Source organism: Streptomyces sp. NPDC096013 (assembly GCF_044763565.1).
GTDB lineage: Bacteria > Actinomycetota > Actinomycetes > Streptomycetales > Streptomycetaceae > Streptomyces.
The window spans coordinates 826,895-853,576 of sequence record NZ_JBIWGK010000002.1 but is presented as its reverse complement, the minus strand read 5'-3'; the positions used below and the strand labels follow the sequence as shown (position 1 = coordinate 853,576).

Annotated in this window: 24 protein-coding genes and 1 riboswitch; of the genes, 13 read left to right on the top strand and 11 right to left on the bottom strand. The window is 72.1% G+C overall.

All coding sequences use genetic code 11. From position 1 onward, the window contains the following. Positions 1–16: 16 nt before the first annotated feature. The gene (locus ACIRB1_RS11340) at positions 17–1,804 is read left to right on the top strand and encodes a glycoside hydrolase family 15 protein (RefSeq protein WP_403465335.1); all 1,788 of its coding nucleotides are present in this window, start codon (positions 17–19) and stop codon (positions 1,802–1,804) included. A gap of 5 nt (positions 1,805–1,809) precedes the next feature. Further along, a complete protein-coding gene (locus ACIRB1_RS11335) occupies positions 1,810–2,565 on the top strand; it encodes an SDR family oxidoreductase (protein ID WP_352184532.1) in 756 nt (251 codons plus the stop codon). Between the two features lie 7 nt (positions 2,566–2,572). Here the strand turns inward: ACIRB1_RS11335 and amaP are convergent, their stop codons facing one another. The 5 genes from amaP to ACIRB1_RS11310 are packed head-to-tail and all read right to left on the bottom strand — an operon-like array spanning position 2,573 to position 4,979. Further along, the gene (gene amaP, locus ACIRB1_RS11330; protein WP_352184533.1) at positions 2,573–3,160 is read right to left on the bottom strand and encodes an alkaline shock response membrane anchor protein AmaP; all 588 of its coding nucleotides are present in this window, start codon (positions 3,158–3,160) and stop codon (positions 2,573–2,575) included. Continuing rightward, positions 3,157–3,831 carry a DUF6286 domain-containing protein gene (locus tag ACIRB1_RS11325; RefSeq protein ID WP_403465334.1) on the bottom strand — a complete coding sequence of 225 codons (675 nt, stop codon included), beginning with the start codon at positions 3,829–3,831 and terminating at the stop codon, positions 3,157–3,159. The genes amaP and ACIRB1_RS11325 overlap by 4 nt, the downstream gene beginning before the upstream one ends. Then, positions 3,828–4,256: an Asp23/Gls24 family envelope stress response protein gene (locus ACIRB1_RS11320; RefSeq protein WP_403465333.1), complete on the bottom strand. Its 429-nt coding sequence runs from the start codon at positions 4,254–4,256 to the stop codon at positions 3,828–3,830. Before ACIRB1_RS11320 ends, ACIRB1_RS11325 begins: the two co-directional genes overlap by 4 nt. Next, positions 4,253–4,438, bottom strand: a complete 186-nt coding sequence (locus tag ACIRB1_RS11315; protein ID WP_352184536.1) for a hypothetical protein — start codon at positions 4,436–4,438, stop codon at positions 4,253–4,255. Before ACIRB1_RS11315 ends, ACIRB1_RS11320 begins: the two co-directional genes overlap by 4 nt. Before the next feature lie 55 nt (positions 4,439–4,493). Continuing rightward, a complete protein-coding gene (locus tag ACIRB1_RS11310; protein ID WP_352184537.1) occupies positions 4,494–4,979 on the bottom strand; it encodes an Asp23/Gls24 family envelope stress response protein in 486 nt (161 codons plus the stop codon). An 87-nt stretch (positions 4,980–5,066) separates the two neighbouring features. On the opposite strand from ACIRB1_RS11310, the gene ACIRB1_RS11305 reads away from it, so the two are divergent. Then, positions 5,067–5,858: a nucleopolyhedrovirus P10 family protein gene (locus tag ACIRB1_RS11305; protein ID WP_403465332.1), complete on the top strand. Its 792-nt coding sequence runs from the start codon at positions 5,067–5,069 to the stop codon at positions 5,856–5,858. A gap of 77 nt (positions 5,859–5,935) precedes the next feature. On the opposite strand, the gene ACIRB1_RS11300 is transcribed toward ACIRB1_RS11305, so the two are convergent. From ACIRB1_RS11300 to ACIRB1_RS11290, 3 genes are all read right to left on the bottom strand, one after another. Then, positions 5,936–6,748, bottom strand: a complete 813-nt coding sequence (locus ACIRB1_RS11300; protein ID WP_352184539.1) for an enoyl-CoA hydratase/isomerase family protein — start codon at positions 6,746–6,748, stop codon at positions 5,936–5,938. 117 nt (positions 6,749–6,865) lie between these two features. After that, a complete protein-coding gene (locus ACIRB1_RS11295) occupies positions 6,866–7,084 on the bottom strand; it encodes a helix-turn-helix domain-containing protein (protein ID WP_019060653.1) in 219 nt (72 codons plus the stop codon). A 353-nt stretch (positions 7,085–7,437) separates the two neighbouring features. Further along, positions 7,438–9,036 (bottom strand): ABC-F family ATP-binding cassette domain-containing protein, encoded by a 1,599-nt coding sequence (locus tag ACIRB1_RS11290; RefSeq protein ID WP_352184540.1) that lies wholly within the window; start codon positions 9,034–9,036, stop codon positions 7,438–7,440. Between the two features lie 332 nt (positions 9,037–9,368). Here ACIRB1_RS11290 and ACIRB1_RS11285 point away from each other — a divergent pair, with 332 nt between their 5' ends. Further along, the gene (locus tag ACIRB1_RS11285) at positions 9,369–10,259 is read left to right on the top strand and encodes a neutral zinc metallopeptidase (protein ID WP_352184648.1); all 891 of its coding nucleotides are present in this window, start codon (positions 9,369–9,371) and stop codon (positions 10,257–10,259) included. A gap of 157 nt (positions 10,260–10,416) precedes the next feature. Next, positions 10,417–10,830 (top strand): VOC family protein, encoded by a 414-nt coding sequence (locus tag ACIRB1_RS11280; protein ID WP_403465391.1) that lies wholly within the window; start codon positions 10,417–10,419, stop codon positions 10,828–10,830. A 6-nt stretch (positions 10,831–10,836) separates the two neighbouring features. Here ACIRB1_RS11280 and ACIRB1_RS11275 read toward each other — a convergent pair whose 3' ends face one another. The 3 genes from ACIRB1_RS11275 to ACIRB1_RS11265 form a co-directional block, all read right to left on the bottom strand. Then, a complete protein-coding gene (locus ACIRB1_RS11275; RefSeq protein ID WP_352184541.1) occupies positions 10,837–12,237 on the bottom strand; it encodes a hypothetical protein in 1,401 nt (466 codons plus the stop codon). A gap of 203 nt (positions 12,238–12,440) precedes the next feature. Further along, positions 12,441–13,568 (bottom strand): alpha/beta hydrolase family protein, encoded by a 1,128-nt coding sequence (locus tag ACIRB1_RS11270; protein ID WP_403465331.1) that lies wholly within the window; start codon positions 13,566–13,568, stop codon positions 12,441–12,443. A 500-nt stretch (positions 13,569–14,068) separates the two neighbouring features. Further along, positions 14,069–14,716, bottom strand: a complete 648-nt coding sequence (locus tag ACIRB1_RS11265; RefSeq protein WP_352184543.1) for a class II aldolase/adducin family protein — start codon at positions 14,714–14,716, stop codon at positions 14,069–14,071. A gap of 363 nt (positions 14,717–15,079) precedes the next feature. Here ACIRB1_RS11265 and ACIRB1_RS11260 point away from each other — a divergent pair, with 363 nt between their 5' ends. From ACIRB1_RS11260 to cobO, 8 genes are all read left to right on the top strand, one after another. After that, a complete protein-coding gene (locus ACIRB1_RS11260; protein ID WP_403465330.1) occupies positions 15,080–15,835 on the top strand; it encodes a lysozyme in 756 nt (251 codons plus the stop codon). A 221-nt stretch (positions 15,836–16,056) separates the two neighbouring features. Next, on the top strand, positions 16,057–17,313 hold the full coding sequence (locus ACIRB1_RS11255) for an anion permease (protein WP_403465329.1): 1,257 nt from the start codon (positions 16,057–16,059) through the stop codon (positions 17,311–17,313). 33 nt (positions 17,314–17,346) lie between these two features. Continuing rightward, positions 17,347–17,568, top strand: coding sequence for a hypothetical protein (locus ACIRB1_RS11250; protein WP_352184546.1), 222 nt, complete (start codon positions 17,347–17,349; stop codon positions 17,566–17,568). 134 nt (positions 17,569–17,702) lie between these two features. Beyond that, a riboswitch (cobalamin riboswitch) is annotated at positions 17,703–17,845 on the top strand. Between the two features lie 99 nt (positions 17,846–17,944). Beyond that, complete coding sequence (locus ACIRB1_RS11245; RefSeq protein ID WP_403465328.1) at positions 17,945–18,886, top strand: cobalamin biosynthesis protein; 942 nt, start codon at positions 17,945–17,947, stop codon at positions 18,884–18,886. Beyond that, positions 18,883–20,394 (top strand): cobyric acid synthase, encoded by a 1,512-nt coding sequence (locus ACIRB1_RS11240; RefSeq protein WP_403465327.1) that lies wholly within the window; start codon positions 18,883–18,885, stop codon positions 20,392–20,394. The genes ACIRB1_RS11245 and ACIRB1_RS11240 overlap by 4 nt, the downstream gene beginning before the upstream one ends. Then, a complete protein-coding gene (gene cobN / locus ACIRB1_RS11235; RefSeq protein ID WP_403465326.1) occupies positions 20,391–24,044 on the top strand; it encodes a cobaltochelatase subunit CobN in 3,654 nt (1,217 codons plus the stop codon). The genes ACIRB1_RS11240 and cobN overlap by 4 nt, the downstream gene beginning before the upstream one ends. Then, positions 24,041–26,077, top strand: coding sequence for a putative cobaltochelatase (locus tag ACIRB1_RS11230; RefSeq protein ID WP_352184550.1), 2,037 nt, complete (start codon positions 24,041–24,043; stop codon positions 26,075–26,077). Before cobN ends, ACIRB1_RS11230 begins: the two co-directional genes overlap by 4 nt. After that, entirely contained in the window at positions 26,077–26,676 is a 600-nt protein-coding gene (cobO, locus tag ACIRB1_RS11225) for a cob(I)yrinic acid a,c-diamide adenosyltransferase (RefSeq protein WP_328832266.1), read from the top strand. Before ACIRB1_RS11230 ends, cobO begins: the two co-directional genes overlap by 1 nt. Positions 26,677–26,682 lie beyond the last annotated feature (6 nt).

The window sequence follows — 26,682 nt, the reverse complement described above, 5'->3', positions numbered from 1 at the left end:
AGGGAACCCGCACCCCGTGCACCCACGTATCGAGGACTACGCCCTCATCGGCGACGAACAGACCGCGGCCCTGGTCGGCATGGACGGCTCGGTCGACTGGCTGTGTCTGCCGCGCTTCGACTCGGCCGCCTGCTTCGCCAGACTGCTCGGCGACGAGGACAACGGCCACTGGCGTATCGCCCCCGAGGGAGCGGACCGCTGCACCCGCCGCGCCTACCGCCCCGACACCCTCGTCCTGGACACGGAGTGGGAGACCGCCGAGGGCACGATCCGTGTCACCGACCTGATGCCCCAGCGCCACCGCGCCCCCGACGTCGTACGCATCGTCGAGGGCCTCAGCGGCCGGGTCACCGTCCGGAGCACCATGCGGCTGCGCTTCGACTACGGCGCGATCGTGCCGTGGATGCGCAGGTCCGACGGGCACCATGTGGCGGTCGCGGGCCCGGACTCGGCGTGGCTGCGCAGCGAGCCCGAAGTGCACACCTGGGGCGAGGACTTCAGCACCCACTCGGAGTTCACCGTCGAGGCCGACGAGAAGGTCGCCTTCGTCCTCACCTGGCACCCCTCGCACGAGCCCCGTCCGGCGCTCGTCGACCCGTACGAGTCGCTGCGCGCCAGCGTCGCGGACTGGCAGCGCTGGGCGGCCCGCTGCCGCTACGACGGCCCCTACAGGGACGTCGTCGTACGCTCCCTGATCACGCTCAAGGCCCTCACCTACCGGCCGACGGGCGGCATCGTCGCCGCGGCCACCACCTCCCTCCCGGAGGAGATGGGCGGCGTCCGCAACTGGGACTACCGCTACTGCTGGCTGCGCGACTCGACGCTCACCCTGGGCGCCCTGGTCTCGGCGGGCTACCACAAGGAGGCCGAGGCCTGGCGCGACTGGCTGCTGCGCGCGGTCGCGGGCGACCCGGCCGACCTCCAGATCATGTACGGCGTGGCGGGCGAGCGGCGGCTCCCCGAATTCGAGCTGCCGTACCTCTCCGGGTTCGGCGGTTCGGCGCCCGTGCGGATCGGCAACGGCGCCGTCAACCAGCTCCAACTCGACGTCTACGGAGAGGTGATGGACTCCTTGTGGCTGGCCCGGCGCGCGGGTCTGTCGCCCAAGCCGCACATGTGGTCCCTTCAGAGCGTCCTCCTGGACTGGCTGCGCGACCACTGGAAGCAGCCGGACGAGGGCCTCTGGGAGGTGCGCGGTGGGCGCCGGCACTTCGTGCACTCCAAGGTGATGGTGTGGGTGGCCGCCGACCGCGCGGTGCGCACCCTGGAGGAGTACGCCGACCTGTCGGGCGACCTGGAGGGCTGGCGCGAACTGCGCGACGAGGTGCACCGGGACGTGTGCGAGAAGGGCTACGACCCCGAACGCAACACGTTCACGCAGTACTACGGGTCGCAGGAACTCGACGCCGCCCTGCTGCTCATCCCCCGCTTCGGCTTCCTCCCGCCCGACGATCCCCGGGTGATCGGCACGGTCGACGCGGTCCGCGAGGCACTCGGCCACGACGGCTTCGTACGCCGCTACGACACCGCGGCCGACATCCCTGTGGACGGGCTCCCCGGCGACGAGGGCGCCTTCCTGGCGTGCTCCTTCTGGCTCGCGGACGCGCTCCAGATGACGGGCCGCCGGAAGGAGGCCCGGGTGCTGTTCGAGCGCCTGGTGGGCCTCGCGAACGACGTGGGACTGCTCGCGGAGGAGTACGACCCCGTGGCGGGCCGTCAGCTGGGCAACTTCCCGCAGGCGTTCAGCCACATCGGCCTGGTGAACACCGCCCTCGCCCTGTTCGGGGACGAGGAGGCAGGATAGGAGCCATGGATCTTGGACTGAAGGACCGGGTGTACGTCGTCACCGGGGCCACCCGCGGGCTCGGCAACGCCGCCGCGCGCGAGCTGCTGGCCGACGGCGCGAAGGTGGTCGTCACCGGGCGGGACGAGAAGCGGACCGCCGACGCGGCGGCCGAGCTGGGGCCGAACGCGGTCGGCGTGGCCGTCGACAACGCCGACGCGGAGGCGCCGGCCCGGCTGATCGCCGCCGCGCGTGAGCACTTCGGGGGCTTCGACGGCATCCTCGTGAGCGTCGGCGGGCCGCCGCCCGGGTTCGTCGCGGACACGACCGACGAGCAGTGGCAGACGTCGTTCGAGTCGGTGTTCCTGGGCGCGGTGCGGCTCGCGCGCGCGGCGGCCGAGGAGCTGGCGCCGGGCGGTGTCATCGGGTTCGTGCTGTCCGGTTCGGTGCACGAGCCGATCCCGGGGCTGACGATCTCGAACGCGCTGCGGCCCGGTCTCGCCGGGTTCGCGAAGTCCCTCGCGGACGAGCTGGGGCCGCGCGGCATCCGTGTCCTGGGGCTGCTCCCGGCCCGTATCGACACGGACCGGGTGCGCGAGCTGGACAGCTTGTCCGCGGACCCGGAGGCCACGCGTGCGGCCAACGAGTCGCGGATCCCGCTGCGGCGGTACGGGACGCCGGACGAGTTCGGGCGGGTGGCGGCGTTCCTGCTGTCGCCGGCCGCTTCCTACCTGACGGGGATCATGGTCCCTGTGGACGGCGGTATGCGGCACGGCTTCTGACGTACCGTCAACTCACCCTTTCCGCGCGGTGCTTGACGCCCGTCAGACGGACCTCCGTCGGCAGTGTCTCCAGGCCCGCCGAATCGCGGGCGTGGGAGAGCGCGTTGGCCGTCAGATGGTCGAGGGCGACTCCGGGGTCCACATGCGGCTCCAGGCTGAGCCGGACGCGGGCCTCGGGGGCCGTGCGGGTCCCGGCGAGCCGCACGTGCGCGTGGGCCACGCCGTCCAGGTCGCCCGCGTCGCCGGCGAGGACGCCCTCCAGTGCCTGGCCCCGCAGCAGCGCGCCCTCGCCGTCGCCGGTGCGGACGGCGACCTCGGTGAGCCGATGCCTCCGCAGGACCGCGACGAGCCACCACAGGGCGAGCAGGACGAGGACCGCGAGTACGGCGAGGACCGTGGGCCACCACCAGCCGTCGTCCCGCCAGCGGGTGCGCCGGGCGGCGCTCAGCAGGACGTCGTGACGCCCGTCGTAGATCCACCAGGAGGGCGGCTTCGCGCCGAGGCCGACGGCCAGGACGGAGCCGCCGAACGCGAGCAGTACGAGGCCCACGACACCGATCAGCACGCGGTTGACGATCCTGAGCACCGGCCTCATCCCTTCCGTCCGGAACGGCCGACACGCACCGACAGCGCGGGCGGCCTGGAGAGTCCCAGCCCGGTGATCGCATCGCCGAGCACGGCTTCCAAGTCGGCCCGTACGTCGTCGAGTTCACGGAAATGCGACACCGCGCGGACATCCGCTTTCGTTCGGCTCGTCCGTACGCGCACCGACTGCACGCCCGAGACCTCCATGGCCCGGTCGCGCAGCACCATCGCGGCGGCGGCGCGCTGAAGACCGGCCCGGACGTCGGCGTGGGTGCGGCGCATCGGCAGCACCTGGCGCAGTCCGGGGGTGAGCGCGAGCACGACCAGCAGGAGGCCGAGGGCGGAGGCGACACCGGCGCCGACGAGGACCCAGGTGTCGTCCAGGGGCCGTTCGGCGAGCTGCCGGGCCAGTGCGCGGCGCCAGTGCATCGCGGGCCGTTCGGCGCGGACGGCGGCGACGTCGTAGAGCAGGACGCCCGCGCCAGCGAGCAGCAGGACGGCGATGACGGCCGCGGGGACGCGGCGCGCCGACCAGAAGCGGCTGCCCTTGCCGTCGCCGTCGTGGACGACGGGAACGTCGTGGTCGGACGCGGCGGTGTACCCGTCGTGTCCGGGGCCGGTGTCCTTCTCCAGAACCGGTAGTCGTTGGGTCGTGCCTTCGGAGCCCTGGGGCTCGCTCATCGCGTCCTCCCCTGTGCCGCGCGGTGCGCATGTGTCGTGTGCAGCCGTTCCACATGGACGGCGACCTCGGGCACATCCATGCCCACCAACGCGCGTACCCGCTGAACCACCTGTCGACGCACCCGAGTACAGCGATCGCCGATATCGCAGGGATAGCCGAGTTCGAGGTGCACGCGCACGCGTACCGACTCGATGGGGGTCCCCCCGCTCGAACGAAGGTGAGAGTGGGGAAGTACGACGACGGTCGCATGCGGCGGCGCGGCTTCCGGGGGCAGCGGCCCGAGCGCCTCACGCGCGGCCTGCGCGGCGATCTTGGCCACGACCCGGTCGGCGATCCGGGTGGCGCCCCGCTCGCCGGGCGCGACGACCGCCGAGGGTCCGCCGCGCTCCTCGACGGCGCTGTCCCCGCCGCTCACGGGTGTCATCGCCGCCGGTCGTCGCGCGAGCGGAAGAAGTCGCCGGGTTCCAGGTCCCCCTCGAGGAACCGGCCGACGACGTACCCGACGGCACCCAGGGCCGCCACCAGCAGGAACGCCCCGAACCCGCCGAAGTATCCGGCGAAGCCCAGCGCCATTCCGGCGATCATGCCGACCACGGCCCTGCTCATCCTGCGCTCCTCAACTCGTTCGTCGGCCCGCTCGTTGACTCGTACGCCGGTCCGGTCACTGGAGCCTGGGCTCCGGTTCGTCGTCCTCTTCGTCCGGCAGCTTCACGTCGCTGACCGCGATGTTGACCTCGACGACCTCAAGGCCGGTCATCCGCTCCACGGCCGCGATCACGTTCTCCCGCACGGCCCGGGCCACGTCCGCGATCGACACGCCGTAGTCGACGACGATCTCCAGGTCGAGCGCGGTCTGCACCTCGCCGACTTCCGCCTTGACACCTCTGGACACCGATTTCGAACCGCCGGGCACCCGGTCGCGCACGGCCCCGAAGGTGCGGGACAGTCCGCTGCCCATCGCGTGGACGCCGAGGACGTCCCGGGCGGCGAGCCCGGCGATCTTCTCCACGACGCCGTCGGCGATCGTGGTCCGCCCCCTGGACGCGGGGTCGCCGCCGCCGCGCTTGGTGGGGGGCTTGCGCGTCTGCGAGAACTCCCGATCGCCGTCGGGGTCCTGTGTCCGGTTCCGCTCCGTCATATCGGTCATCGCCGTACATCCCTTTCGGTCGTCGTCCTTCGACCACGGTAGTTCCGGTTGCTCGGTCTCGCGCTCGACATGCGGCAGGCTGAGGGCATGACGGCGGACGCGTGGACGCGAGCGGTACGGCATCAACTCCGGCTCGGCAGATTGCTGCCCCTGGGTGACCGGCGGGACGGCGCGTGGGTCACCGAGCGGGCGGCGGAGGCGGTGCTACGGGGCGCCGCGAAGCCGGTGCGGGGCGTGCGGCTGGGCGCGCTGCGGATCGCCCTCGCCGATCCCGGGGACACGCGGGAACCCGCCGTACCGCCTCCGCCGGGCGCGCTGCCGCCCGGCCCGCTGCGGATCACGGCCGACTTCGCGGCGGTGGCGACGGAGCCCCTGCCGGAGGCGGCGTCCCGCCTGCGAACGGCGCTGGCCACTGCCTCGGCGGAGCGGCTCGGGCTGGTGGTGGCGGAAGTCGATCTACAGGCGACGGTCCTGCTGGACCATATGGACGACATCGCCGTCGTCGACGACCTTGACCACCTGGACGACGCCGACCGTGTGGACGATGCGGATCACGATCTTGCCGCCGACAATGACCATGTTGATGACGTTGATCGTGTGGACGGCGTTGACGGTGACGCCGGGGCCCAGGTCGCCGCGGCCGTGCTCGCCGTCCCGGGTGTGGTCCGGCTGACCGGTGCGCTGGGCGGCCTGGGCCGGGCGGTGCACATCGAGGAGGTCGCGGGCGAGGGGGCGCTGCCGCGTCTCCACGCGCGTGTGGAGCTCGCGGTGCGCGCGGACCGCCGGGCCGTGGAGGTGGCCCGGGAGGTCCGCGCGGCGGTCGGCGAGGCGCTGCCGGCTCACCCGACCGTGGCCGTGCTGGTCACCAAGGTGGAGTGACGTCACGGTGGGCGGCCGGCACGGTGGGCCGACGGCCCTGAAGGTGAACCGGCGGTCCCGAAGGCGGGCCGACGGCGTTATTCGCCGACGCCCGCCAGGTCCCGCAGCCGGCGTGCCTGCGCGGCCCGCTCGGCGGCGCGCTGATCGTCGTAGGCGCGGCCCTGGACGCCCTGGAGCAGCACCTTGGTCTCGATGACGGCGTCGCGCGGGGCGGCCAGCAGCGCGGTCGTCAGGTCGCTTACGGCGTCCTCGAGCTGGTCGGCGGGGACGGCGATGTTCGCGAGGCCGGTGCTGACGGCCTCCTCGGCCAGGACGGAGCGGCCGGTCGCGCAGATCTCGAGCGCGCGTGCGTAGCCGACGAGGCCCACCAAGGGGTGCGTGCCGGTCAGGTCGGGCACCAGGCCGAGGCTGGTCTCGCGCATGGCGAACTGCACGTCATCGGCGACGACACGCAGGTCACAGGCGAGGGCAAGCTGGAATCCGGCGCCGATGGCATGCCCCTGGACGGCGGCGATGGACACGATGTCGCTGCGCCGCCACCAGGTGAAGCCTTCTTGATACTCGGCGATGGTCCCGTCGAGCACGGCGTCGTCGCTGTGCGCGAGGTCGATGAACGACGGTTCGCCGTCGAAGCCCTCGGGCGTGAACGCCTGCCGGTCGAGCCCGGCCGAGAAGGACTTGCCCTCGGCGCGCAGCACCACGACGCGGACGGTGCCCGGCAGCGACCGCCCGGCCTCCGCCAACGCCCGCCACAGAGCAGGACTTTGAGCGTTGCGCTTGGCCGGGTTGGTCAGGGTCACCGTGGCGATCGCGTCGTCGACGGTGAGCCGTACGCCGTCCTTGTCGAGTACGGGACCGAGGTCCTTGTCGTCCTGTTCGGGCGAAGCCATGGGGCGCCTCCGATGTGTGCGGTCAGCAGAGCAGAGCTAAGTGACTGCACAGTAACCACCCGGCCGGTCAGTCGTCCGACCGGGTGGCCACCATCGAAACCGATGGGCCGCCCGGGATCAGGCCGAAGCCTTCTTGCCCCGGGTCGCCCCGCCACGCCCACGGAGCGTGACGCCCGACTCACTGAGCATCCGGTGGACGAAGCCATACGAACGGCCGGTCTCCTCGGCCAGCGCTCGAATGCTCGCACCGGAGTCGTACTTCTTCTTCAGGTCTGCCGCGAGCTTGTCGCGCGCGGCGCCGGTTACCCGGCTGCCCTTCTTCAGAGTCTCGGCCACCCGTGCCTCCTCATGGGAAGTGCGCTCTTGGTCTCCTCATGATCACCCCTCCAAGCGTTCATGGCCACCCATTCGGCAAGGTCCGTAAGACAAGGTTTTGACGACAGGAGCGCGTCCCCACATACGGAATATGGAATTCCATCGCGCGCTGTCCGTACGACCGAACGAGTTGTTCCGCGAAGTGCCTGGTCAGAGACGCAGAACGGCCGAGCCCTTGTCGATAAAGGGCTCGGCCGGGAAATCGATGTACGACACACCTCGGTACGAGGAGACCTCACACAGATGGTGGATCAACGGTAGGCCGAATGATCCATACGCCGTGGATCAAGCATTCGGTCAAGCGGCACCGACCATCAGGCCAGCGCGACGAGATCCGCGTAATCCGCACCCCACAGGTCCTCGACGCCGTCCGGCAGCAGGATGATGCGCTCGGGCTGGAGAGCCTCCACGGCGCCCTCGTCGTGGGTGACGAGAACGACGGCGCCCTTGTAGGTGCGCAGTGCGCCGAGGATCTCCTCGCGGCTCGCGGGGTCCAGGTTGTTCGTCGGCTCATCCAGGAGGAGGACGTTCGCGGACGACACGACGAGCGTGGCGAGCGCGAGGCGGGTCTTCTCGCCGCCGGAAAGCACCCCGGCCGGCTTGTCGACGTCGTCCCCGGAGAACAGGAAGGAGCCGAGGGTCTTGCGGACCTCGACCAGGTCGAGGTCGGGGGCCGCGGAGCGCATGTTCTCCAGGACCGTGCGCTCCGGGTCCAGGGTCTCGTGCTCCTGCGCGTAGTAGCCGAGCTTGAGGCCGTGGCCCTCGATGACCTCTCCGGTGTCGGGCTGCTCGACGCCGCCGAGGAGCTTCAGGAGGGTCGTCTTGCCGGCGCCGTTCAACCCAAGGATGACGACGCGCGAGCCCTTGTCGATGGCCAGGTCGACGTCGGTGAAGATCTCCAGGGAGCCGTACGACTTCGACAGGCCCTCCGCCATGAGCGGGGTCTTGCCGCAGGGCGAGGGCTCCGGGAAGCGCAGCTTGGCGACCTTGTCGGAGACCCGCACCGCGTCCAGCCCGGCGAGCAGCCGGTCGGCGCGCTTGGCCATGTTCTGCGCGGCGACCGTCTTGGTGGCCTTGGCGCGCATCTTGTCGGCCTGCGAGTGCAGGGCGGCGGCCTTCTTCTCGGCGTTCTGGCGCTCCCGCTTGCGGCGCTTCTCGTCGGCCTCGCGCTGCTGCTGGTAGAGCTTCCAGCCCATGTTGTAGTAGTCGATCTGGGAGCGGTTGGCGTCCAGATAGAACACCTTGTTGACCACGGTCTCGACGAGGTCGGTGTCGTGGGAGATCACGATGAACCCGCCGCGGTACGTCTTCAGGTAGTCGCGCAGCCAGACGATCGAGTCGGCGTCGAGGTGGTTCGTGGGCTCGTCGAGGAGCAGCGTGTCCGCGTCCGAGAACAGGATGCGGGCCAGCTCGATACGGCGGCGCTGACCGCCGGAGAGCGTATGGAGCGGCTGGCCGAGGACCCGGTCCGGGAGGTTCAGCGCGGCGGCGATGGTGGCGGCCTCGGCCTCGGCGGAGTAGCCGCCCTTGGTGAGGAACTCCGTCTCCTGGCGCTCGTACTGCCGCATGGCCTTGTCGCGGGTGGCGCCGCTGCCGTTGGCGATGCGCTGTTCGTTCTCGCGCATCTTGCGGATCAGGGTGTCCAGTCCGCGCGCGGAGAGGATGCGGTCGCTGGCGAGCACGTCCAGGTCGCCGGTGCGGGGGTCCTGCGGGAGGTAGCCGACCTCGCCTGAGCGGGTGACGGTGCCGCCGGCGGGCTGCCCCTCGCCGGCCAGGACCTTGGTCAGGGTGGTCTTGCCGGCGCCGTTGCGCCCGACCAGGCCGATGCGGTCGCCCTTGGCGACACGGAAGGTGGCGGACTCGATGAGGACGCGGGCACCGGCGCGCAGCTCGATACCGGAGGCGGAGATCACGGACAGACTCCAGAGCGGGGTCGTAGGCGGAAGGGGCGGCTGAGGACGTTCCCGCCGTCTAATGCGCGAGGAGAATGGCCATGGGCCAAGTCTAACGGGGACATGCAAGCGCTTTTCCGGTGCGCGGTGGGTCATCGCCGCGGGGCGGGCGGCCCGGGGTGATCCCGTACGGGCCGTGCACTGCGGTGAGCTGCGCGGTACGGGCCGGTTCCGGGTAACAGGAAGGGGGGCGCATCGTGACGTACGGCACGCGCGCGTGCGGAGTCGGTGGCCGTCCCCCGTTCGGCCCGCCGTCCGGCGCCCCGCAGGAGACGGGAAGCGAGGATGACGCCATGCAGTTCGACGACGACGCGAATCTGGACACCTCCGAGGTGCAGGACGTGCGCGGCAGCCGGATTCCCGGCGGCCGGGCGACCGTGGGCGGTGGCCTCGCGGGGCTGATCGCGCTGCTGCTCGGGCTCTTCTTCGGTGTCGGTCCCGACAACCTGGGGTTGTCGTCGGGCAGCGACTCCCCTGCGGCGACGGCGTCCTCGCTGGCCCAGGTGCAGTCGTCCTGCCGGACCGGGCAGGACGCGAACACCAGGGAGGACTGCCGCATCGTGGCGGTGGTCAACAGCGTGCAGGACTTCTGGGCGCAGGAGTTCCGGCGGCGCAGCGGTACGTACACGCGGTCACCCACGGTCTTCTTCAGCGGCCAGGTCGCCACGGCGTGCGGGACGGCGACCTCGGCGGTGGGGCCGTTCTACTGTCCCGGTGACCGGAAGGTCTATCTGGATCTGGGGTTCTTCGACGAGCTGCGGACGAAGTTCGGCTCCAGCGGCGGCCCGTTCGCGCAGGCGTACGTCGTGGCCCACGAGTACGGGCACCACGTGCAGGACCTGATGGGCACGCTGGGCAGGTCGCAGGACGGCCTGACCGGCGCCAACAGCAACGCGGTGAGGGTGGAGCTCCAGGCGGACTGCTACGCCGGCGTGTGGGCGCATCACGCGACCACCACGAAGGACGAGTCGACCGGGCGGCCGTTGATCACCAGCCTCACCGACGCCGACATCCGGGACGGGCTGGACGCGGCGGCGGCCGTGGGCGACGACCGCATCCAGGAGCGGTTCCAGGGCCGGGTGACGCCGGAGAGCTGGACGCACGGGTCGGCGGCGCAGCGGCAGCAGTGGTTCTACACGGGCTACCGGACCGGCGACATGGCCCAGTGCAACACCTTCCGCTGACGGCGGTCGGCGTTCGGCGGTCGCTGTGGGCGGTTCGGGGGCGTTGTCAGTGGCGGGTGCGAGACTCGTCGAAAGGGTTCAGAACAGTGAAAAACGCCCGATGGACGACGAACACGCGATGGACGACGAGCACCCGACGCACAAGGAAGTGATCGGCATGGCAGCCAAGGACAGCGGACGTCCCAGCATCTACCCGTCCCTGCTGTACAAGGACGCGAAGGCGGCGATCCGGCAGCTCACGGAGGCCTTCGGTTTCACCGAACTCGCGGTGTACGAAGGCGAGGACGGCTCGGTGATGCACGCGGAGCTGGTGCAGGGGAACGGCGCGGTGATGCTCGGCTCAAAGGGCCGCGGGGGCCGCTTCGACGAGGCGATGAAGAGCGCGGGTCCCGCCGGGGTGTACATCGTCGTGGACGACGTCGACGCCCATCACCGGCGGGCCGTGGAGCACGGCGCGGAGATCCTGATGCCCCCGACGGACCAGGAGTACGGCTCGCGGGACTACATGGCCCGGGACGCCGAGGGCAACATCTGGAGCTTCGGTACATACGCTCCGGACACAGGGACCTGACCGCCCCTAGCTGCCCCCCGTGTGCACCTGGAAGGCCGCCCGGCGTACGGCCTTGGCGAGTGCCGGGTCGGGGTGCGCGGCGGCGAGCGCGACGAGGACCTGGACCGTGCGGGGATGGCCCACGGCGCGCACCTCGTCGAGGAGCATGGGCACGGTCGGCTGGATCGCGGACTCCAGGTGGCGCACCAGCAGCGGGGCCTCCCCGTGGTCGGCGACCGCGGCGGCGGTGTCGACCCACAGCCAGGTGGCCTCGGCACGGGTGAGCACCTCGTGGGCGTCCTCCGGGTCGATCCCGTCGTGCTCCGCGAGCCACAGCAGGGCGTACGGCCGCAGCGTCGCCTCGTCGGCGACGGAGCGGACGTCGGGCTCGGCGGGGGCTCCCACGACCCGCAGCGCCTCGAAGGCGAGGCCGCGCAGCAGGGCGTCCTCGCCGCGGGCGGCGTCGATCAGCTCACCGACCGCGCTGCCCACGGTGCGGGCGGCGAGCCAGGCGCGGTACTCGGCGCGGGCGGCGTTCGGGCGGAGCTGGGAGCAGCCGCGGAGCATGTCCTCGGCGGACTGCTCGATGTTCCCCGCGGGGCTCTGCGCGGCCACGCAGATCTGCTCCAGCTTGACCCAGACCGCCCAGCTGCCGAGCGGGGTGAGGGTGGCCTGGCCGTCGCCGTAGGTGAGGGCGCCGACGGAGGCGAGAGCGTGCAGGGCCCAGTCGAGGAGGGGGTCGAGGGGGGTGTCGGCGGCCGGTGGCTGCGGCACGGGTTCGGGCTGCGGGCCGTAGGGGATCTCGCAGCGCTCGGTGCGGAGTTCGGTGACCCGTTGGCCGAGGAGGTCGAGGAGCTGTTCGACGGGGACGGGGCCGGCGGACAGCTGAAGGAAGGAGAGCACCTGAGGCATGGCCGAGACGACCTCTGCGACGGCTGAGGGCTCGTGCTCCCGGGGTTCGGGGTGGGCGAGCGACCAGGCGTCGAAGAGGGCGACCCAGCCGCGCAGTACGGCGCTGTCGTCGCGGTCCCAGGCGCGCAGCCGCCAGCCGGGGCGGGCGGTGTCGCCGTGCACCTCGACGAGTCCGGCGAGGCGGGCGGTGTCCCAGTCGGCGCGGACCTGAGCCGGGGTCAGGCCCAGTTCCTCGGCCGCCCGTTCGGCGGTCGCGTCGGAGAGGGTGCCCTTGCCGTCGGGGCTCGCGCTGTCACGGCCGGGGCGTAGTGCGGCGTCGGCCCAGTGGGCGACGCGGGCGGCTCCGGCCAGGCCGGAGCGTGCCATTCTGGCCAGTTCCGCGGGGGCCGGTGTGCCCTCCGGAGGACGGGGTGCGGGGCGGCGCGAGCGCCGCTGGTTCATCGCTCGGGGGGCGGCGGCCAGGGGTCGCGGGCGGACGAGTCGAAGCCTGGAGTCGCGCGGGATACGGGACGTCACGGGTGCAGTCTTCCGGTTGACGGTCCGAAAACCCAAACGGAATGTCACGGCGGGCGACGGGGATGGCCAAGGGACGGGGCGTCGCGGGGTGCCGGGGACCGTGTTCAGGCCAGTGGTACAGGGCTAAACGGAAGGTCGGCGGGGGTGTGCAGGGGGTGGAAGTCCCGGGTGGTGAGGGGGGGCGTCCGGTACGGGCCGGCGAATCACATGAGCGGGGTGAGGAAGCGGCGCAGGATCTCCTCGTAGCCGGCCGGGTCGGGGTTCCACATCGCGCTGTGCGGGGCGTGCGCGACCGGCTGGAGGGTGATCAGGTCGGGGCGCTGCGCGGCGAAGCGGCGCGAGAGGCGCCAGGGGGCCACGGTGTCGTCCGGGCCGTGGACGATCAGGGTCGGGACACTGAGCCGGGCCGGGTCGGCGGCCTCGGCGATGCGGTCGCCGTGCAGACCGGTGCGGCCCTGGGCGGCGCGGACCGCCAGGGGCAGCAGCGCGCCCGGGGTGTGCCGGGCGGTGGCGAGGGCGCGCAGTGTCGTCTCCCAGTCCAGCACCGGGGAGTCCAGCACCAGGCCGGAGACGTGCTCGCGCATCGCGGAGTGGGCGGCGGCACGCAGGGCCATGGTGGCGCCGGTGGACCAGCCGTAGAGGACGACGTGCTCGGCGCCGTAGCGGACGGCGTAGCGGATCGCCGCGTCCAGGTCGCGCCACTCGGTCTCGCCGAGGTGGCCCAGGCCGTCGGGGTTGCGGGGTGCGCCGAGGTCGCCGCGGTAGGCGAGGGCGAGCACCGGGAAGCGGTGGCGGTGCAGGAACTCCATGACGTTCATGGAGAGTTCGCGGGTGGCGGCCAGCCCGTGCACCGCGATCACCCAGGTGCCGCGCGCGCCGGGCACGAACCACGCGGGCAGGGAGCCGAGTTCGCCGGGGATGTCGATGTCGGCGTGGTCCAGGCCGAGGGCGGTGCTCGGGTTGCCGATGTGGACGTTCGGGGTGAGCCACACCTTGTCGCCCGGGCGGAGGGTGCCGTGGGTGACGCGTTCGAGGCGGCGTACGACGGCGTCGGCGGAGGGGGCCGCGCTCTCCACCACGGGCCCGACGACCGCGTGGGACCCGTCGCCGGCGAGGCCGTAGATGCCGGGACGCAGCGAGGCGAGATCCCGGGTGAGGGCGATCTGGCCGGCGGCGGTGGAGTGCACCGTGAGCCGGGGTTCGGTGGGCAGCGGGCGCCCGGGAGACGCCTTCAGCGCGGCGTCACTGGCATACCGCCCGGCGACGACACCGGCGACACCGGCCGCGAGGGCCACGGAGACGGCTGCGGCCGTCGCTTTGACTGTGCGCACGGGTCCAGTGTCGTGGGGGACGGGGTCGGGGGCCAGCGGGAGGGGGCTTCAGGGCGGGGTGGGGTGGTCGGGGGCGGGGGTTTCGGTGGGGGTGGGAGGGGCGGAGTGGGGGAAGCGAGGCACGAGGGAGCGCGGAGCCGTGCGGGTCACGGGGTCACGCGGTTACGCGGTTACGCGGAGCGGCTGGCCGCCGCCGGAGGGGCCTCGCCGGGAACACACCCGGGAAGGAAGCCGGCCGCCGACAACCCCGTCAGGCCTCGCCGCGCACGCCCACCCCGCGACACCCGCAGCGCCACCGCCACCAGCACCGGGACCGGCACCCGCACCCGCACCCGCACCCGCACCCGCACCCGCACCCGAGCAGACCTCACCCACTCACCAACGCCCACCCCGCACTCTCGCCAACCTCACCCACACCCTCGCCGACCCCACCCCTCACCGCGCCGACAACCACACCCGCAATCCCCTCACCTTCACGCCTCACCCTCATGCCTCGACCCTCACCCCCGCTGCCCATACCCCCTCAACCTCTCCCCCGCCTCGGCGACCTGTTCCTCCGTCAGCAACGAAGGCGACAGCCCCGGCACCGAGGACGCCGTGAGCCACAGGCGGCACATCCACTCCAACTGGGCCGTGCGGTCGAACGCCTGGTCGAGGGAGGCGCCGTAGGCGATCGTGCCGTGGTTCTGGAGGAGGCAGGCGGAGCGGTCGGTGAGGGCGTGGAGCATGTTCTCGGCCAGTTCCTCGGTGCCGTAGGTCGCGTACGGGGCGACCCGGACCGGGCCGCCGAGGGCGCCGGACATGTAGTGGACGGAGGGGAGTTCGGGGACGAGGGTCGAGACGGCCGTCGCGTGGACGGCGTGGGTGTGGACGACCGCGTCGGCGCCGGTGCTGCGGTAGACGGCGAGGTGCATGGGCAGCTCGCTCGTCGGGAGCAGCGTGCCCAGCACCTGTCGGCCGTCGAGGTCCACGCCGACCATGTCGGCGGGCGTCAGCCGGTCGTAGGGCACGCCTGACGGCGTGACCAGCACGGTGTCGCCGACGCGCACGGAGACGTTCCCGGAAGTGCCGACGACCAGCCCGTCGGAGACCGTTCGGCGAGCCGTCGCGACGAGCGCGCCCCAGGCGTCCGCCTCCTCAGCACGCACACTCCTGCCCCGCGCCTCTCCCGGACTCCCCAGGCCCTCCCCCGTGCCCCCCGGGGTCTCCCCCGAACTCCCCTGGCCCTCTCTCGTACTCCCCGGGGTCTCCCCCGAACTCCCCGCCCCCTCCCGGGCACCCCGCCCACCCCGCTGGTCCACCCGTCGCTCACCCATCCCCTGATCCTCTCAGCCGGTATCCCAACCCACGTTCGAGCGAAGGCACTTTAGGCCGGAAGCCATAGATCCGAAAGATACATATGGGCACAAATCGCCCACCCCAGTCGCCCGACTGGAGACCGACCGGCAGCGACGGACCCCCCAACACCCGCTGGGGGAGCCGCCGCACACATCACCACCCCCGAAGGAAACATGGCCCACCACCACACACCGAACCCCACCCGCACCCGCCCCCTCGCCACCGCCCTGACCGCCCTCACCGCCGCGGCGCTGGCCACCGCCCTCGCCACCACCCCGGCCACCGCCGCCGGCTCCCCCAAGGGCCACGACGTCTCCTCCCACCAGAAGAGCGTCAACTGGTCGAACGCGAAGGCGAAGGGCGCCACGTTCGTCTACGTCAAGGCGACCGAGTCGACGACCTACCGCAACCCGTACTTCAGCCAGCAGTACGACGGCGCCCGCAACGCCGGCATCATCCGCGGCGCCTACCACTTCGCCCTGCCGAACAGGTCGTCCGGCACGAGCCAGGCCGGGTACTTCGTGGCGCACGGCGGCGACTGGAGGGCGGACGGCTGGACGCTGCCGCCGGCGCTGGACATCGAGACGAACCCGTACGACAAGAAGCACCCCTGCTACAGCCTGAGCAGGACCGGCATGGTCAACTGGATCAAGGCCTTCAGCGCCGAGGTGAACCGGCGGACCGGCCGCCGCCCGGTGATCTACACGACCACCCAGTGGTGGAAGACCTGCACGGGCAACAGCAGCGCCTTCGCCGCGACACACGCCCTCTGGATCGCCCGCCACAGGACGGCGAACGCGGGCACGCTGCCCGCCGGATGGTCGTACTGGACCTTCTGGCAGTACGCCAACAGCGGCGGCCTCCCGGGTGACCAGAATCTCTTCAACGGGACGATGACCCAGCTGCGGAAGTTCGCCCGCGGCTATTAGGCCGCCCCCGGCGAACCCGCCGAGCTGCCATCGGGCCAAGCGCCGCACGGCCACCGGGCGAAACGCCACCCGAGCCCCTCCCCACCCCTCCGCACCCCCAGGCAATCCACCAGGTAATTCGCTGACATGCGGACACCACGGATACCCCCCTAGTTCACCTTCCGTTCATTCAGATTGCCTACGGTCAACGCGCCGATGACCTCGAACGATTGCCTGGGTAAATGGAAAACTTCTCGCTGATCCTCGCGATTGTGGTCGTCACCGCACTCGCGTTCGATTTTACGAACGGTTTTCACGACACCGCCAACGCGATGGCCACCACCATCTCGACCGGTGCGCTCAAGCCCAAGGTCGCGGTGGCCATGTCGGCCACCCTCAACCTCGTGGGCGCCTTCCTCTCCGTGGAGGTCGCCAACACGATCTCCAAGGGACTCGTCGACGAGAGCGGAATCCGGCCCGAGGTCATCTTCGCCGCCCTGGTCGGCGCGATCCTCTGGAACCTGGTGACCTGGCTCGTCGGGCTGCCGTCCAGTTCCTCGCACGCCCTGATGGGCGGTCTGATCGGCGCGACCATCGCCTCCGCCGGGACCGGCGCGGTCCACGGTGACGTCCTCGTCACCAAGGTGCTGCTGCCCGCGCTCGCGGCCCCGGTCGTCGCCGGCGTCGCCGCGCTGCTCGCCACCCGCTTCTCCTACGCCCTGAGCAAGAACGCGGGCGGCAAGGCCGCCGACAAGGGCTTCCGCGCCGGACAGATCGCCTCCGCCGGACTGGTCTCACTGGCCCACGGCACGAACGACGCGCAGAAGACGATGGGCATCATCACGCTGGCCCTGATCGCCGGCGGCTCCATCGCCCCCGACTCGAACCCGCCCACCTGGGTGATCCTCTCCGCGGGCCTCGCCATCGCGATGGGCACGTACATCGGCGGCTGGCGCATCATCCGCACGATGGGCAAGGGCCTGACCGACCTCCGGCCGCAGCAGGGCTTCGCCGCCCAGACCAGCGCCGCCGCGGTCATCCTGGCCTCCTCGCACATCGGCTTCTCCCTCTCCACCACGCACGCCGTCTCCGGTTCGGTGATGGGCGCGGGCCTCGGCCGCAAGGGCGGTGTCGTCCGCTGGTCGACCGCGACCCGGATGTTCGTCGCCTGGGGCCTGACGCTGCCGGCCGCCGCGTTGGTCGGCGCGCTCGCCGAGTCCGTGACCGACCTCGGCGACTGGGGCACCGCGCTGGTGGCCGTCTTCCTGGTCGCCTCCAGCGCCGGCATCTGGGCGCTCTCCCGCCGCCAGGTCGTCGACGCCTCGAACGTCAACGAGATCGACGAGCCGGCCGGCGTGGTCACCACCGCGATCGCCGCCGTGACCCCGCCCCCGTCGGTCGCCCTCTCCGAAGGCCTCACGGCGACGATCCTCTCGCCGCCCGTCGTCGCCACGTCCGACCCGACGACCCCGGCGACCCCGCCGGCCGCCGCCGTCTGAGCCCGCGCCCCAGGTACGAAGGAACGAATCAGCATGGACATCGACTGGGCAGCCCTCGGCTCCGTCTTCGGCGTCAGCCTCGTGACCACCGTGGCCCTCGTGGCCGTCTTCACCCTCGGCATCACCGCCCTCTCCCGCCGCGAACGGGCCACCGCCCAGGGCGACTCCGCGCCTCTCGCCCTGACCGGCGCGTACGCCTGCTTCGCGGCCTGCGCGGCGGCGGTGGCGTACGGGATCTATCTGATCGTGGCCTGACCGGCCGTCAGTCGACGCGGGTGTGGGGTGCGGGACGGATCGCCGTCGCGCACCCCACATCCGCGTGACCGCTCCGACCCCTCGTGTGTGGGCCTCAGCACACTCCGTCCCCGCAGGTCAACAGCAAGTTGACGGCCCTTCCAACAGCATGGTGGACTGCCGGAGCCATGTACGGCGGCAGAAGAGGAAGCCGGTGTGAATCCGGCGCGGTCCCGCCACTGTCACCGGGGTAGACACCCCCGGGAGCCAGGAACTCTCACCGCCGGTCTCGTCGAACCAGGGCGTGGACACCCTGAGTGAGGACATATCGCCATGCTCGGCTGCCGTTCGAGGTCCACCACCAGCACAGAGTCCGACCCGGCGATCGGCTGAGCCGATGCGTGCCGATCGCGTCTTCGCGTACGGCGCCGCCGCCGGCCTCCTCGGCGACCACCTGCTCGGCGATCCCCGCCGCGGGCATCCGGTCGCCGCGTTCGGCCGTGCCGCGGCTGCCGTGGAACGTCTGCTGTGGCGCGACCACCGAGGCTGGGGCGCCCTGCACACCGCCGTGTGCGCGGGGGGCGCCATCGCCCTCGCCACCGCGGCCACTTCGGCCCTACGACCTTCCCGTGCGGCTTCTGTCGCGCTCACCGCCGCCGCCACCTGGGCCGTCGTCGGCGGGACCTCCCTCGCGCGCGAGGCCGGGGCCGTCGGGCGGGCGCTGGAGGCCGGGGACATCGAGGCGGCCCGGGCGCGGCTCCCCCACCTCTGCGGACGGGACCCGCAGGCCCTCGACGCGGACGGGATCGCCCGGGCCGTCGTCGAGTCCGTCGCCGAGAACACCTCCGACGCGGTCGTCGGCGCCCTGGTCTGGGGCGGCATCGCGGGCGTCCCGGGCCTGCTCGGCTTCCGCGCCGTGAACACGCTGGACGCGATGGTCGGCCACAAGTCGCCCAGATACCGCCGCTACGGCTGGGCCTCGGCCCGTCTCGACGACGTGGCCGGCTGGCCGGGCGCCCGTCTCACCGCCGCCCTCGCCACCGTCGCGGGCGGCGACCCGCGCGGTGCCGCCCGCGCCTGGCGCGCCGACGCCTCCAAGCACCCGAGCCCCAACGCCGGTCCTGTGGAGGCCTCTTTCGCGGGCGCCCTCGGCGTACGGCTGGGCGGCACCCTCTCCTACGGCGGTCGGGTCGAGCACCGGCCCGTGCTCAACGGCGACGGACGCCCCGTCGCCGTACCGGACATCGCGCGTGCCGTACGGCTGTCCCGGCGCGTCGGTCTGCTCGCGCTCGGGGTCACTGTCGCCGGACGGCTGTCGCTGAAGGGACGTGCCTCATGAGCGGCGGCGGACTGCTGGTCGCCGGGACCACCTCCGACGCGGGCAAGAGTGTCGTCACCGCCGGGATCTGCCGGTGGCTGGTGCGGCAGGGGGTGAGGGTCGCGCCGTTCAAGGCGCAGAACATGTCCCTGAACTCGTTCGTGACGCGCGAGGGTGCCGAGATCGGGCGGGCGCAGGCCATGCAGGCGCAGGCGTGCCGGATCGAGCCGACCGCGCTGATGAACCCCGTACTCCTCAAGCCCGGCGGCGACCGCAGCAGCCAAGTGGTGCTCATGGGCAGGCCGGTTGGCGAGATGAGTGCGCGCGGCTATCACGGCGGGCGTCAAGAGGCGCTGCTCGGCACGGTGTTGGACTGTCTCGCCGAGTTGCGGGGCACGTATGACGCGGTGATCTGTGAGGGGGCCGGGTCGCCGGCGGAGATCAATCTGCGGCGGACCGACATCGTGAACATGGGCGTCGCGCGCCGTGCGAAGCTGCCCGTGCTCGTCGTCGGCGACATCGACCGCGGGGGCGTCTTCGCCTCCTTCTTCGGGACCGTCGCGCTGCTGAGCCCCGAGGACCAGGCGTTCGTCGCCGGGTTCCTCGTCAACAAGTTCCGGGGTGATGTGTCGCTCCTGGAGCCGGGGTTGGAGATGCTGCTCGGCCTCACGGGGCGGCGGACGTACGGCGTGCTGCCGTTCCGGCACGGGCTCGGGATCGACGAGGAGGACGGGCTGAGGATCTCGCTGCGCGGCACCGTGCGCGAGTCGAACACCGCGCCGCCGGTCGGCGAGGACGTGCTGCGGGTCGCCGTCTGCGCGATCCCCCTCATGTCCAACTTCACCGACGTGGACGCGCTGGCCGCCGAACCGGGTGTCGTGGTGCGGTTCGTGGACCGGCCGGAGGAGCTGGCCGACGCCGATCTCGTCGTGATCCCGGGGACCCGGGGCACGGTGAAGGCGCTGGAGTGGCTGCGGGAGCGGGGACTTGGGGACGCCCTCGTCCGCCGGGCCGCCGAGCGGCGGCCGATCCTCGGCATCTGCGGCGGCTTCCAGATCCTCGGCGAGCACATCGACGACGAGGTCGAGAGCCGGCGGGGCTCGGTCGACGGACTCGGACTCCTGCCGGTGCGTGTGCGGTTCGCGCGCGAGAAGACCCTCGCCCGACCCGGGGGCGAAGCCCTCGGCGAGCCGGTCGAGGGGTACGAGATCCATCACGGGGTGGCCGGGCTCATGGGCGGGGACGCCTTCCTGGACGGGTGCCGGGTCGGTCAGACCTGGGGCACCCACTGGCACGGCTCGCTGGAGTCGGACGGGTTCCGGCGGGCGTTCCTGCGCGAGGTGGCCGCCGCCGCGGGCCGCCGGTTCGTGCCGGCGCCCGGCACCTCCTTCGCCGCGCTGCGCGAGGAGCAGCTCGACCGGCTCGGCGACCTCATCGAACAGCACGCGGACACGGACGCGCTCTGGCGACTCATCGAGTCCGGCGCGCCGCAAGGACTGCCTTTCATTCCACCGGGAGCGCCCGCATGAGCACAGTGTTGTTGTTGTCGACCGCCGACACGGATCTGCTGGCGGCCCGCGCCTCCGGCGCCGCGTACCGGATCGGCAACCCGTCCCGGGTGGACGCGGCGGAGGAACTCCCCGCCCTGATCTCCGGTGCGGACATCGCCGTCGTACGCCTGCTCGGCGGCAAGCGGGCCTGGGAGGACGGGCTCGCCGCGCTCAAGGCCTCCGGCATCCCGACCGTGCTGCTGGGCGGGGAGTCCGTCCCCGACGCGGAGTTGATGGCCGAGTCGTCGGTACCGGCCGGTGTGGTCGCCGAGGCGCTGCGCTATCTCGTCGAGGGCGGCCCCGACAACCTCACCGAACTCGCCCGGTTCCTCTCGGACACGGTGCTGCTCACCGGCGAGGGCTTCGAGGAGCCGCGGAAGACGGCCGAGTTCGGCGTCCACGGCGAGCGCGCCTTCGTCGAGGGCCGCCCCACGGTCGGCGTGCTCTTCTACCGCGCGCACCACCTCTCCGGCAACACCGCCTTCGTGGACACCCTCTGCGAGCAGATCGAGGCGAAGGGCGCCAACGCCCTTGCCGTGTACTGCGGTTCGCTGCGCGGCGCCGACTCCGGCCTGTACGAGATCCTCGGCACGGCGGACGCCCTGATCGCGACCGTCCTCGCCTCCGGCGGCACCCACGCCTCGCAGGCCTCGGCCGGCGGCGACGAGGAGGCCTGGGACATCGGCGCCCTCGCCGACCTCAACATCCCGGTGCTGCAAGGGCTTTGCCTCACGTCGTCCAGGGCGGCCTGGGACGCGTCGGATGCCGCCCTCTCCCCCATGGACGCGGCGATGCAGGTGGCAATCCCGGAGTTCGACGGCCGCCTGATCACCGTTCCGTTCTCCTTCAAGGAGCAGGGCCCGGACGACGTCCCGGTCTACGTCGCCGACCCCGAGCGGGCCGCGCGGGTCGCCGGAATCGCCGTACGGCACGCGCGGTTGAAGCACAAGCCGAACGCCGAGAAGAAGCTCGCGCTCGTGTTCACCGCCTACCCGACGAAGCACTCGCGCGTCGGCAACGCGGTCGGTCTGGACACGCCCGCCTCGGCGGTGCGGGTACTGGACGCGCTGCGGGACGCCGGATACGGGGTCGACCAACACCCGGACAACGGCGACGAGTTGATCCACCGGCTCATCAACGCCGGTGGCCACGACGTCGAATGGCTCACCGAGGAACAGCTGGCCGCCGCGCCCGCGCGGGTGCCGCTCGCCGACTACCAGGCGTGGTTCGACAGGCTCGAACCGGAACTCAGGCAGGGCATGGTGGACGCGTGGGGCGAGCCGCCCGGCAGCCTCTACGTCGACGGCGACGACATCGTGCTCGCGTCCCTTCAGTTCGGGAACGTCGTCGTGATGATCCAGCCGCCGCGCGGCTTCGGGGAGAACCCGATCGCGATCTACCACGACCCCGACATGCCGCCGTCGCACCACTACATGGCCGCCTACCGGTGGCTGGACAACAGCTTCGGCGCGGACGCGGTCGTCCACATGGGCAAGCACGGCACCATGGAATGGCTGCCGGGCAAGGGACTCGGGCTCAGCGGCGGCTGCGCGCCGGACGCCGTGCTGGGTGAACTCCCCCTGATCTACCCGTTCATCGTGAACGACCCCGGCGAGGGCACACAGGCCAAGCGGCGAGGTCACGCGACGGTCGTCGACCACCTCGTGCCGCCGATGGCGCGTGCCGACACCTACGGCGACCTGGCCAAGCTGGAGCAACTCCTCGACGAGTACGCCCTGGTGTCCGATCTGGACCCGACGAAGGCACCGGCCGTCAGGGCGCAGATCTGGACGCTGGTGAAGGCGGCCGAGCTCCACCACGACCTGCATGTCGACGACCAGCCGGACGACGCGGCGTTCGACGAGTTCGTGATGCACATCGACGGCTATCTGTGCGAGATCAAGGACGTGCAGATCCGCGACGGGCTGCACATCCTCGGCGGCGGCCCGGTCGGCGAGGCGCGGGTGAACCTCGTGCTGGCCGTGCTGCGCGCCTCGCAGGTGTGGGGCGGGCAGGCCAACGCGCTGCCGGGGCTGCGGGCCGCGCTGGCGGAGCACTTCGGCCTGGTGGAGAAGGAGTTGCTGGCCGAGCCGGGCGCCCCGGTGAAGGTGCCGGTGGAGCTGACCGAGCTGGTCGACGGGCCCGCCCGGTCCGCCGCCGACGCGATCGACCTGCTGGAGCGGCTGTGCCGCCGGTTCGCCGAGGGCATGGAGTCCCAGGAGTGGGAGGTCACGACCGTACCGGCCCTCGTCCGCGAGGTGATCGGCGCCGAACTCCCGGACGCCGTGGCGGTGTTGGAGTTCGCCTGCGTCGAGGTCGTGCCCCGGCTCGCCCGCACCACCGACGAGATCGACCACATCCTCCTCGCCCTGAACGGCGGTTACGTCCCGGCGGGCCCCTCGGGTTCCCCGACCCGCGGCCTGGTCAACGTGCTGCCGACCGGACGGAACTTCTACTCCGTCGACCCCAAGGCCATCCCGTCCAGGCTGAGTTGGGAGGTCGGGCAGTCCCTGGCCGACTCCCTCGTGCAGCGCTACCTCCAGGACACCGGCGAGTTCCCGACGTCGGTCGGCCTCACGGTGTGGGGCACGTCCGCGATGCGCACCCAGGGCGACGACATCGCCGAGATCCTCGCGCTGCTGGGCTGCCGTCCCGTCTGGGACGACGCCTCGCGCCGGGTCACCGGCTTCGAGATCGTGCCCGTGACGGAGCTGGGCCGCCCGCGCATCGATGTCACCGTGCGGATCTCCGGCTTCTTCCGGGACGCGTTCCCGCACGTCGTCGGGCTGATCGACGACGCGGTCCGCGCGGTGGCCGAGCTGGAGGAGCCGCCGGAGTCCAACTACGTCCGCAAGCACGCCGACGAGGACACCGCCGAGCACGGCGACCGCCGCCGCGCCACGGCCCGTATCTTCGGCTCCAAGCCGGGTGCGTACGGCGCTGGGCTGCTGCCGCTGATCGACGCCCGCAACTGGCGCAGCGACGCGGACCTCGCCGAGGTGTACGCGGTGTGGGGCGGTTACGCGTACGGGCGCGGGCTCGACGGGCGGCAGGCCCGCGGGGACATGGAGACCGCGTTCCGGCGCATTGCCGTGGCGGCCAAGAACGTCGACACCCGCGAGCACGATCTCGTGGACGCCGACGACTACTTCCAGTACCACGGCGGCATGGTCGCCATGGTCCGCCATCTGACCGGCGCCTCCCCCGAGGCGTACGTCGGCGACTCGGCCACCCCCGACCAGGTCAAGACCCGCACGCTGGGCGAGGAGACCCACCGCGTCTTCCGCGCGCGGGTCGTCAACCCCCGCTGGATGGCGGCGATGCGGCGCCACGGCTACAAGGGCGCCTTCGAGATGGCGGCGACCGTCGACTACCTCTTCGGGTACGACGCGACGGCCGGGGTCGTCGACGACTGGATGTACGAGAAGCTCAGCGCGGAGTACGTCTTCGACCCGGAGAACCAGGACTTCATGAAGAAGTCCAACCCGTGGGCGCTGCGCGGCATCACCGAGCGGCTGCTCGAAGCGGCCGAGCGCGGACTGTGGGCCGAGCCGGACGCGGACACGCTGGAACGACTGCGGGCCACCTACCTGGAGCTCGAAGGCGACCTGGAGGGCGACGACAAGTGACAACTCCCTTTCCGTTCACGGCTGTTGTCGGCCAGGACGATCTGCGGCTCGCGCTGCTGCTGAACGCCGTGTCACCGGCGGTCGGCGGTGTGCTGGTGCGCGGCGAGAAGGGCACCGCCAAGTCGACGGCGGTACGCGCGCTTTCGGCGCTGCTGCCCGAGGTCGCCGTCGTGCCCGGCTGCCGCTTCTCCTGCGACCCCGCCGCGCCCGACCCGGCGTGCCCGGACGGGCCGCACGAGACCGGGCCCGGGGCTCAACGCCCGGCGCGCATGGTCGAGTTGCCGGTCGGCGCCTCCGAGGACCGGCTCGTCGGCGCGCTGGACATCGAGCGGGCCCTCGCCGAGGGCGTCAAGGCCTTCGAGCCGGGCCTGCTGGCCGACGCGCACCGGGGCATCCTCTACGTCGACGAGGTCAACCTCCTCCACGACCACCTCGTCGACCTGCTGCTGGACGCGGCGGCGATGGGCGCGTCGTACGTCGAACGCGAAGGCGTCTCCGTCCGGCACGCCGCCCGCTTCCTGCTCGTCGGCACCATGAACCCCGAAGAGGGCGAACTGCGCCCGCAGTTGCTCGACCGCTTCGGCCTGACCGTGGAGGTCGCCGCCTCCCGCGAACCCGACCAGCGGGTCGAGGTCGTACGGCGCAGGCTGGCCTACGACGACGATCCGGAGGGTTTCGCGACCCGCTGGGCGGACGAGGAGTCCGCCGTGCGGGCGCGGATCGTCGCCGCGCGTGCGCTGCTGCCGTCCGTGCGGCTGGGCGACGGGGCGCTGCGGCAGATCGCGGCGACCTGTGCCGCCTTCGAGGTCGACGGGATGCGCGCCGACATCGTGATGGCCCGTACGGCGACCGCGCTGGCCGCGTGGGCCGGGCGGACGGATGTGCTCGCCGAGGACGTCCGGCAGGCCGCGCTGCTCGCGCTGCCGCACCGGCGGCGGCGGAATCCCTTCGACGCGCCGGGACTTGACGAGAACAAGCTCGACGAGACGCTGGAGGAGTTCGCGGAGCCGGAGCCCGAGGACGACGATCCGGATCCGGACGGCGGTCCCGATGGTCCCGGCGGTGGCGGGCAGCAGCCGCCCGAGCCGGACTCCGACGGACCTCAGGGTGATGACACGGGCGCGCGGCCCGAGGCCGGTGAGGGCGGGGAGCCGCAGCCTTCCGGTTCCGGTGAGCAGCAGCCCGTACGCGCCTCCGAGCCCTTTCGCACCAAGGCGCTGAGCGTGCCCGGGATCGGCGAGGGCGCGGCCGGCCGGCGCTCGCGCGCGCGGACCGAGCACGGGCGGACCACCGGGGCCAAGCGGCCCCGGGGGGCGCTCACCAAGCTGCACTTGGCGGCGACCATCCAGGCCGCGGCGCCGCACCAGCTGGCGCGCGGACGGGCCGGGCGCGGCCTGGTCGTGCGCCGGGACGATCTGCGGCAGGCGACACGCGAGGGGCGCGAGGGCAACCTCGTGCTGTTCGTCGTGGACGCCTCCGGGTCGATGGCGGCGCGGCAGCGGATGAGCGCGGTGAAGGGTGCCGTGCTGTCGCTGCTGCTGGACGCGTACCAACGGCGGGACAAGGTGGGGCTGGTGACCTTCCGGGGGTCCGCCGCGGACGTGGCTCTGCCGCCGACCTCGTCCGTGGACGCCGCCGCCGTACGGCTGGAGTCGTTGCCGACGGGTGGGCGGACGCCGCTCGCGGCCGGGCTGCTCAAGGCGCATGACGTGCTGCGGGTGGAGCGGTTGCGGGATCCGGCGCGGCGGGCGCTGGTCGTCCTGGTGACCGACGGGCGGGCCACCGGCGGCCCCGAGCCGGTCGCGCTCGCCGGGCGGGCGGCACGGCTGTTCGCCGCCGACGGGATCGCCTCCGTGGTCGTGGACTGCGAGTCGGGGCCCGTACGGCTGGGCCTGGCCGGGCAGTTGGCCGGTGAACTGGAGGGTACGGCGGTGACGCTGGACGAGCTGCGGGCCGACTCGATCGCCGGGCTGGTCCGGGATGTGCAGGGGAATCAAGGGCGTTCGGGTTCGAGTTCGAGGAGGGCCGCGTAGTGCCGCAGGGTCAGCCCAGTGTCGTACCGGATGACGGTCTGACGACGCGTCAGCGTCGTAATCGGCCGCTGGTCGTCGTGCACACGGGAGTGGGGAAGGGCAAGTCCACCGCTGCCTTCGGGCTCGCGTTGCGGGCCTGGAATCAGGGGTGGCCCATCGGGGTGTTCCAGTTCGTCAAGTCGGCGAAGTGGAAGGTCGGCGAGGAGAACGCGCTCCGGGTGCTGGGGGCCTCCGGTGAGGGCGGGTCCGTCGACTGGCACAAGATGGGCGAGGGGTGGTCGTGGGTGCAGCGCGACTCCCAGATGGACAACGAGGAGAAGGCTCGCGAGGGCTGGGAGCAGGTCAAGCGGGATCTCGCCGCCGAGACCTACCGGCTCTACGTGCTGGACGAGTTCGCCTATCCCATGCACTGGGGGTGGGTCGACGTCGACGAGGTGGTCTCCGTGCTGCGGGACAGGCCGGGCACCCAGCATGTCGTCATCACCGGGCGGAACGCGCCCGAGAAGCTCGTCGAGTACGCCGACCTCGTCACCGACATGTCCAAGGTCAAGCACCCCATGGACGCCGGGCAGAAGGGTCAGCGGGGTATCGAGTGGTGAAGCTGC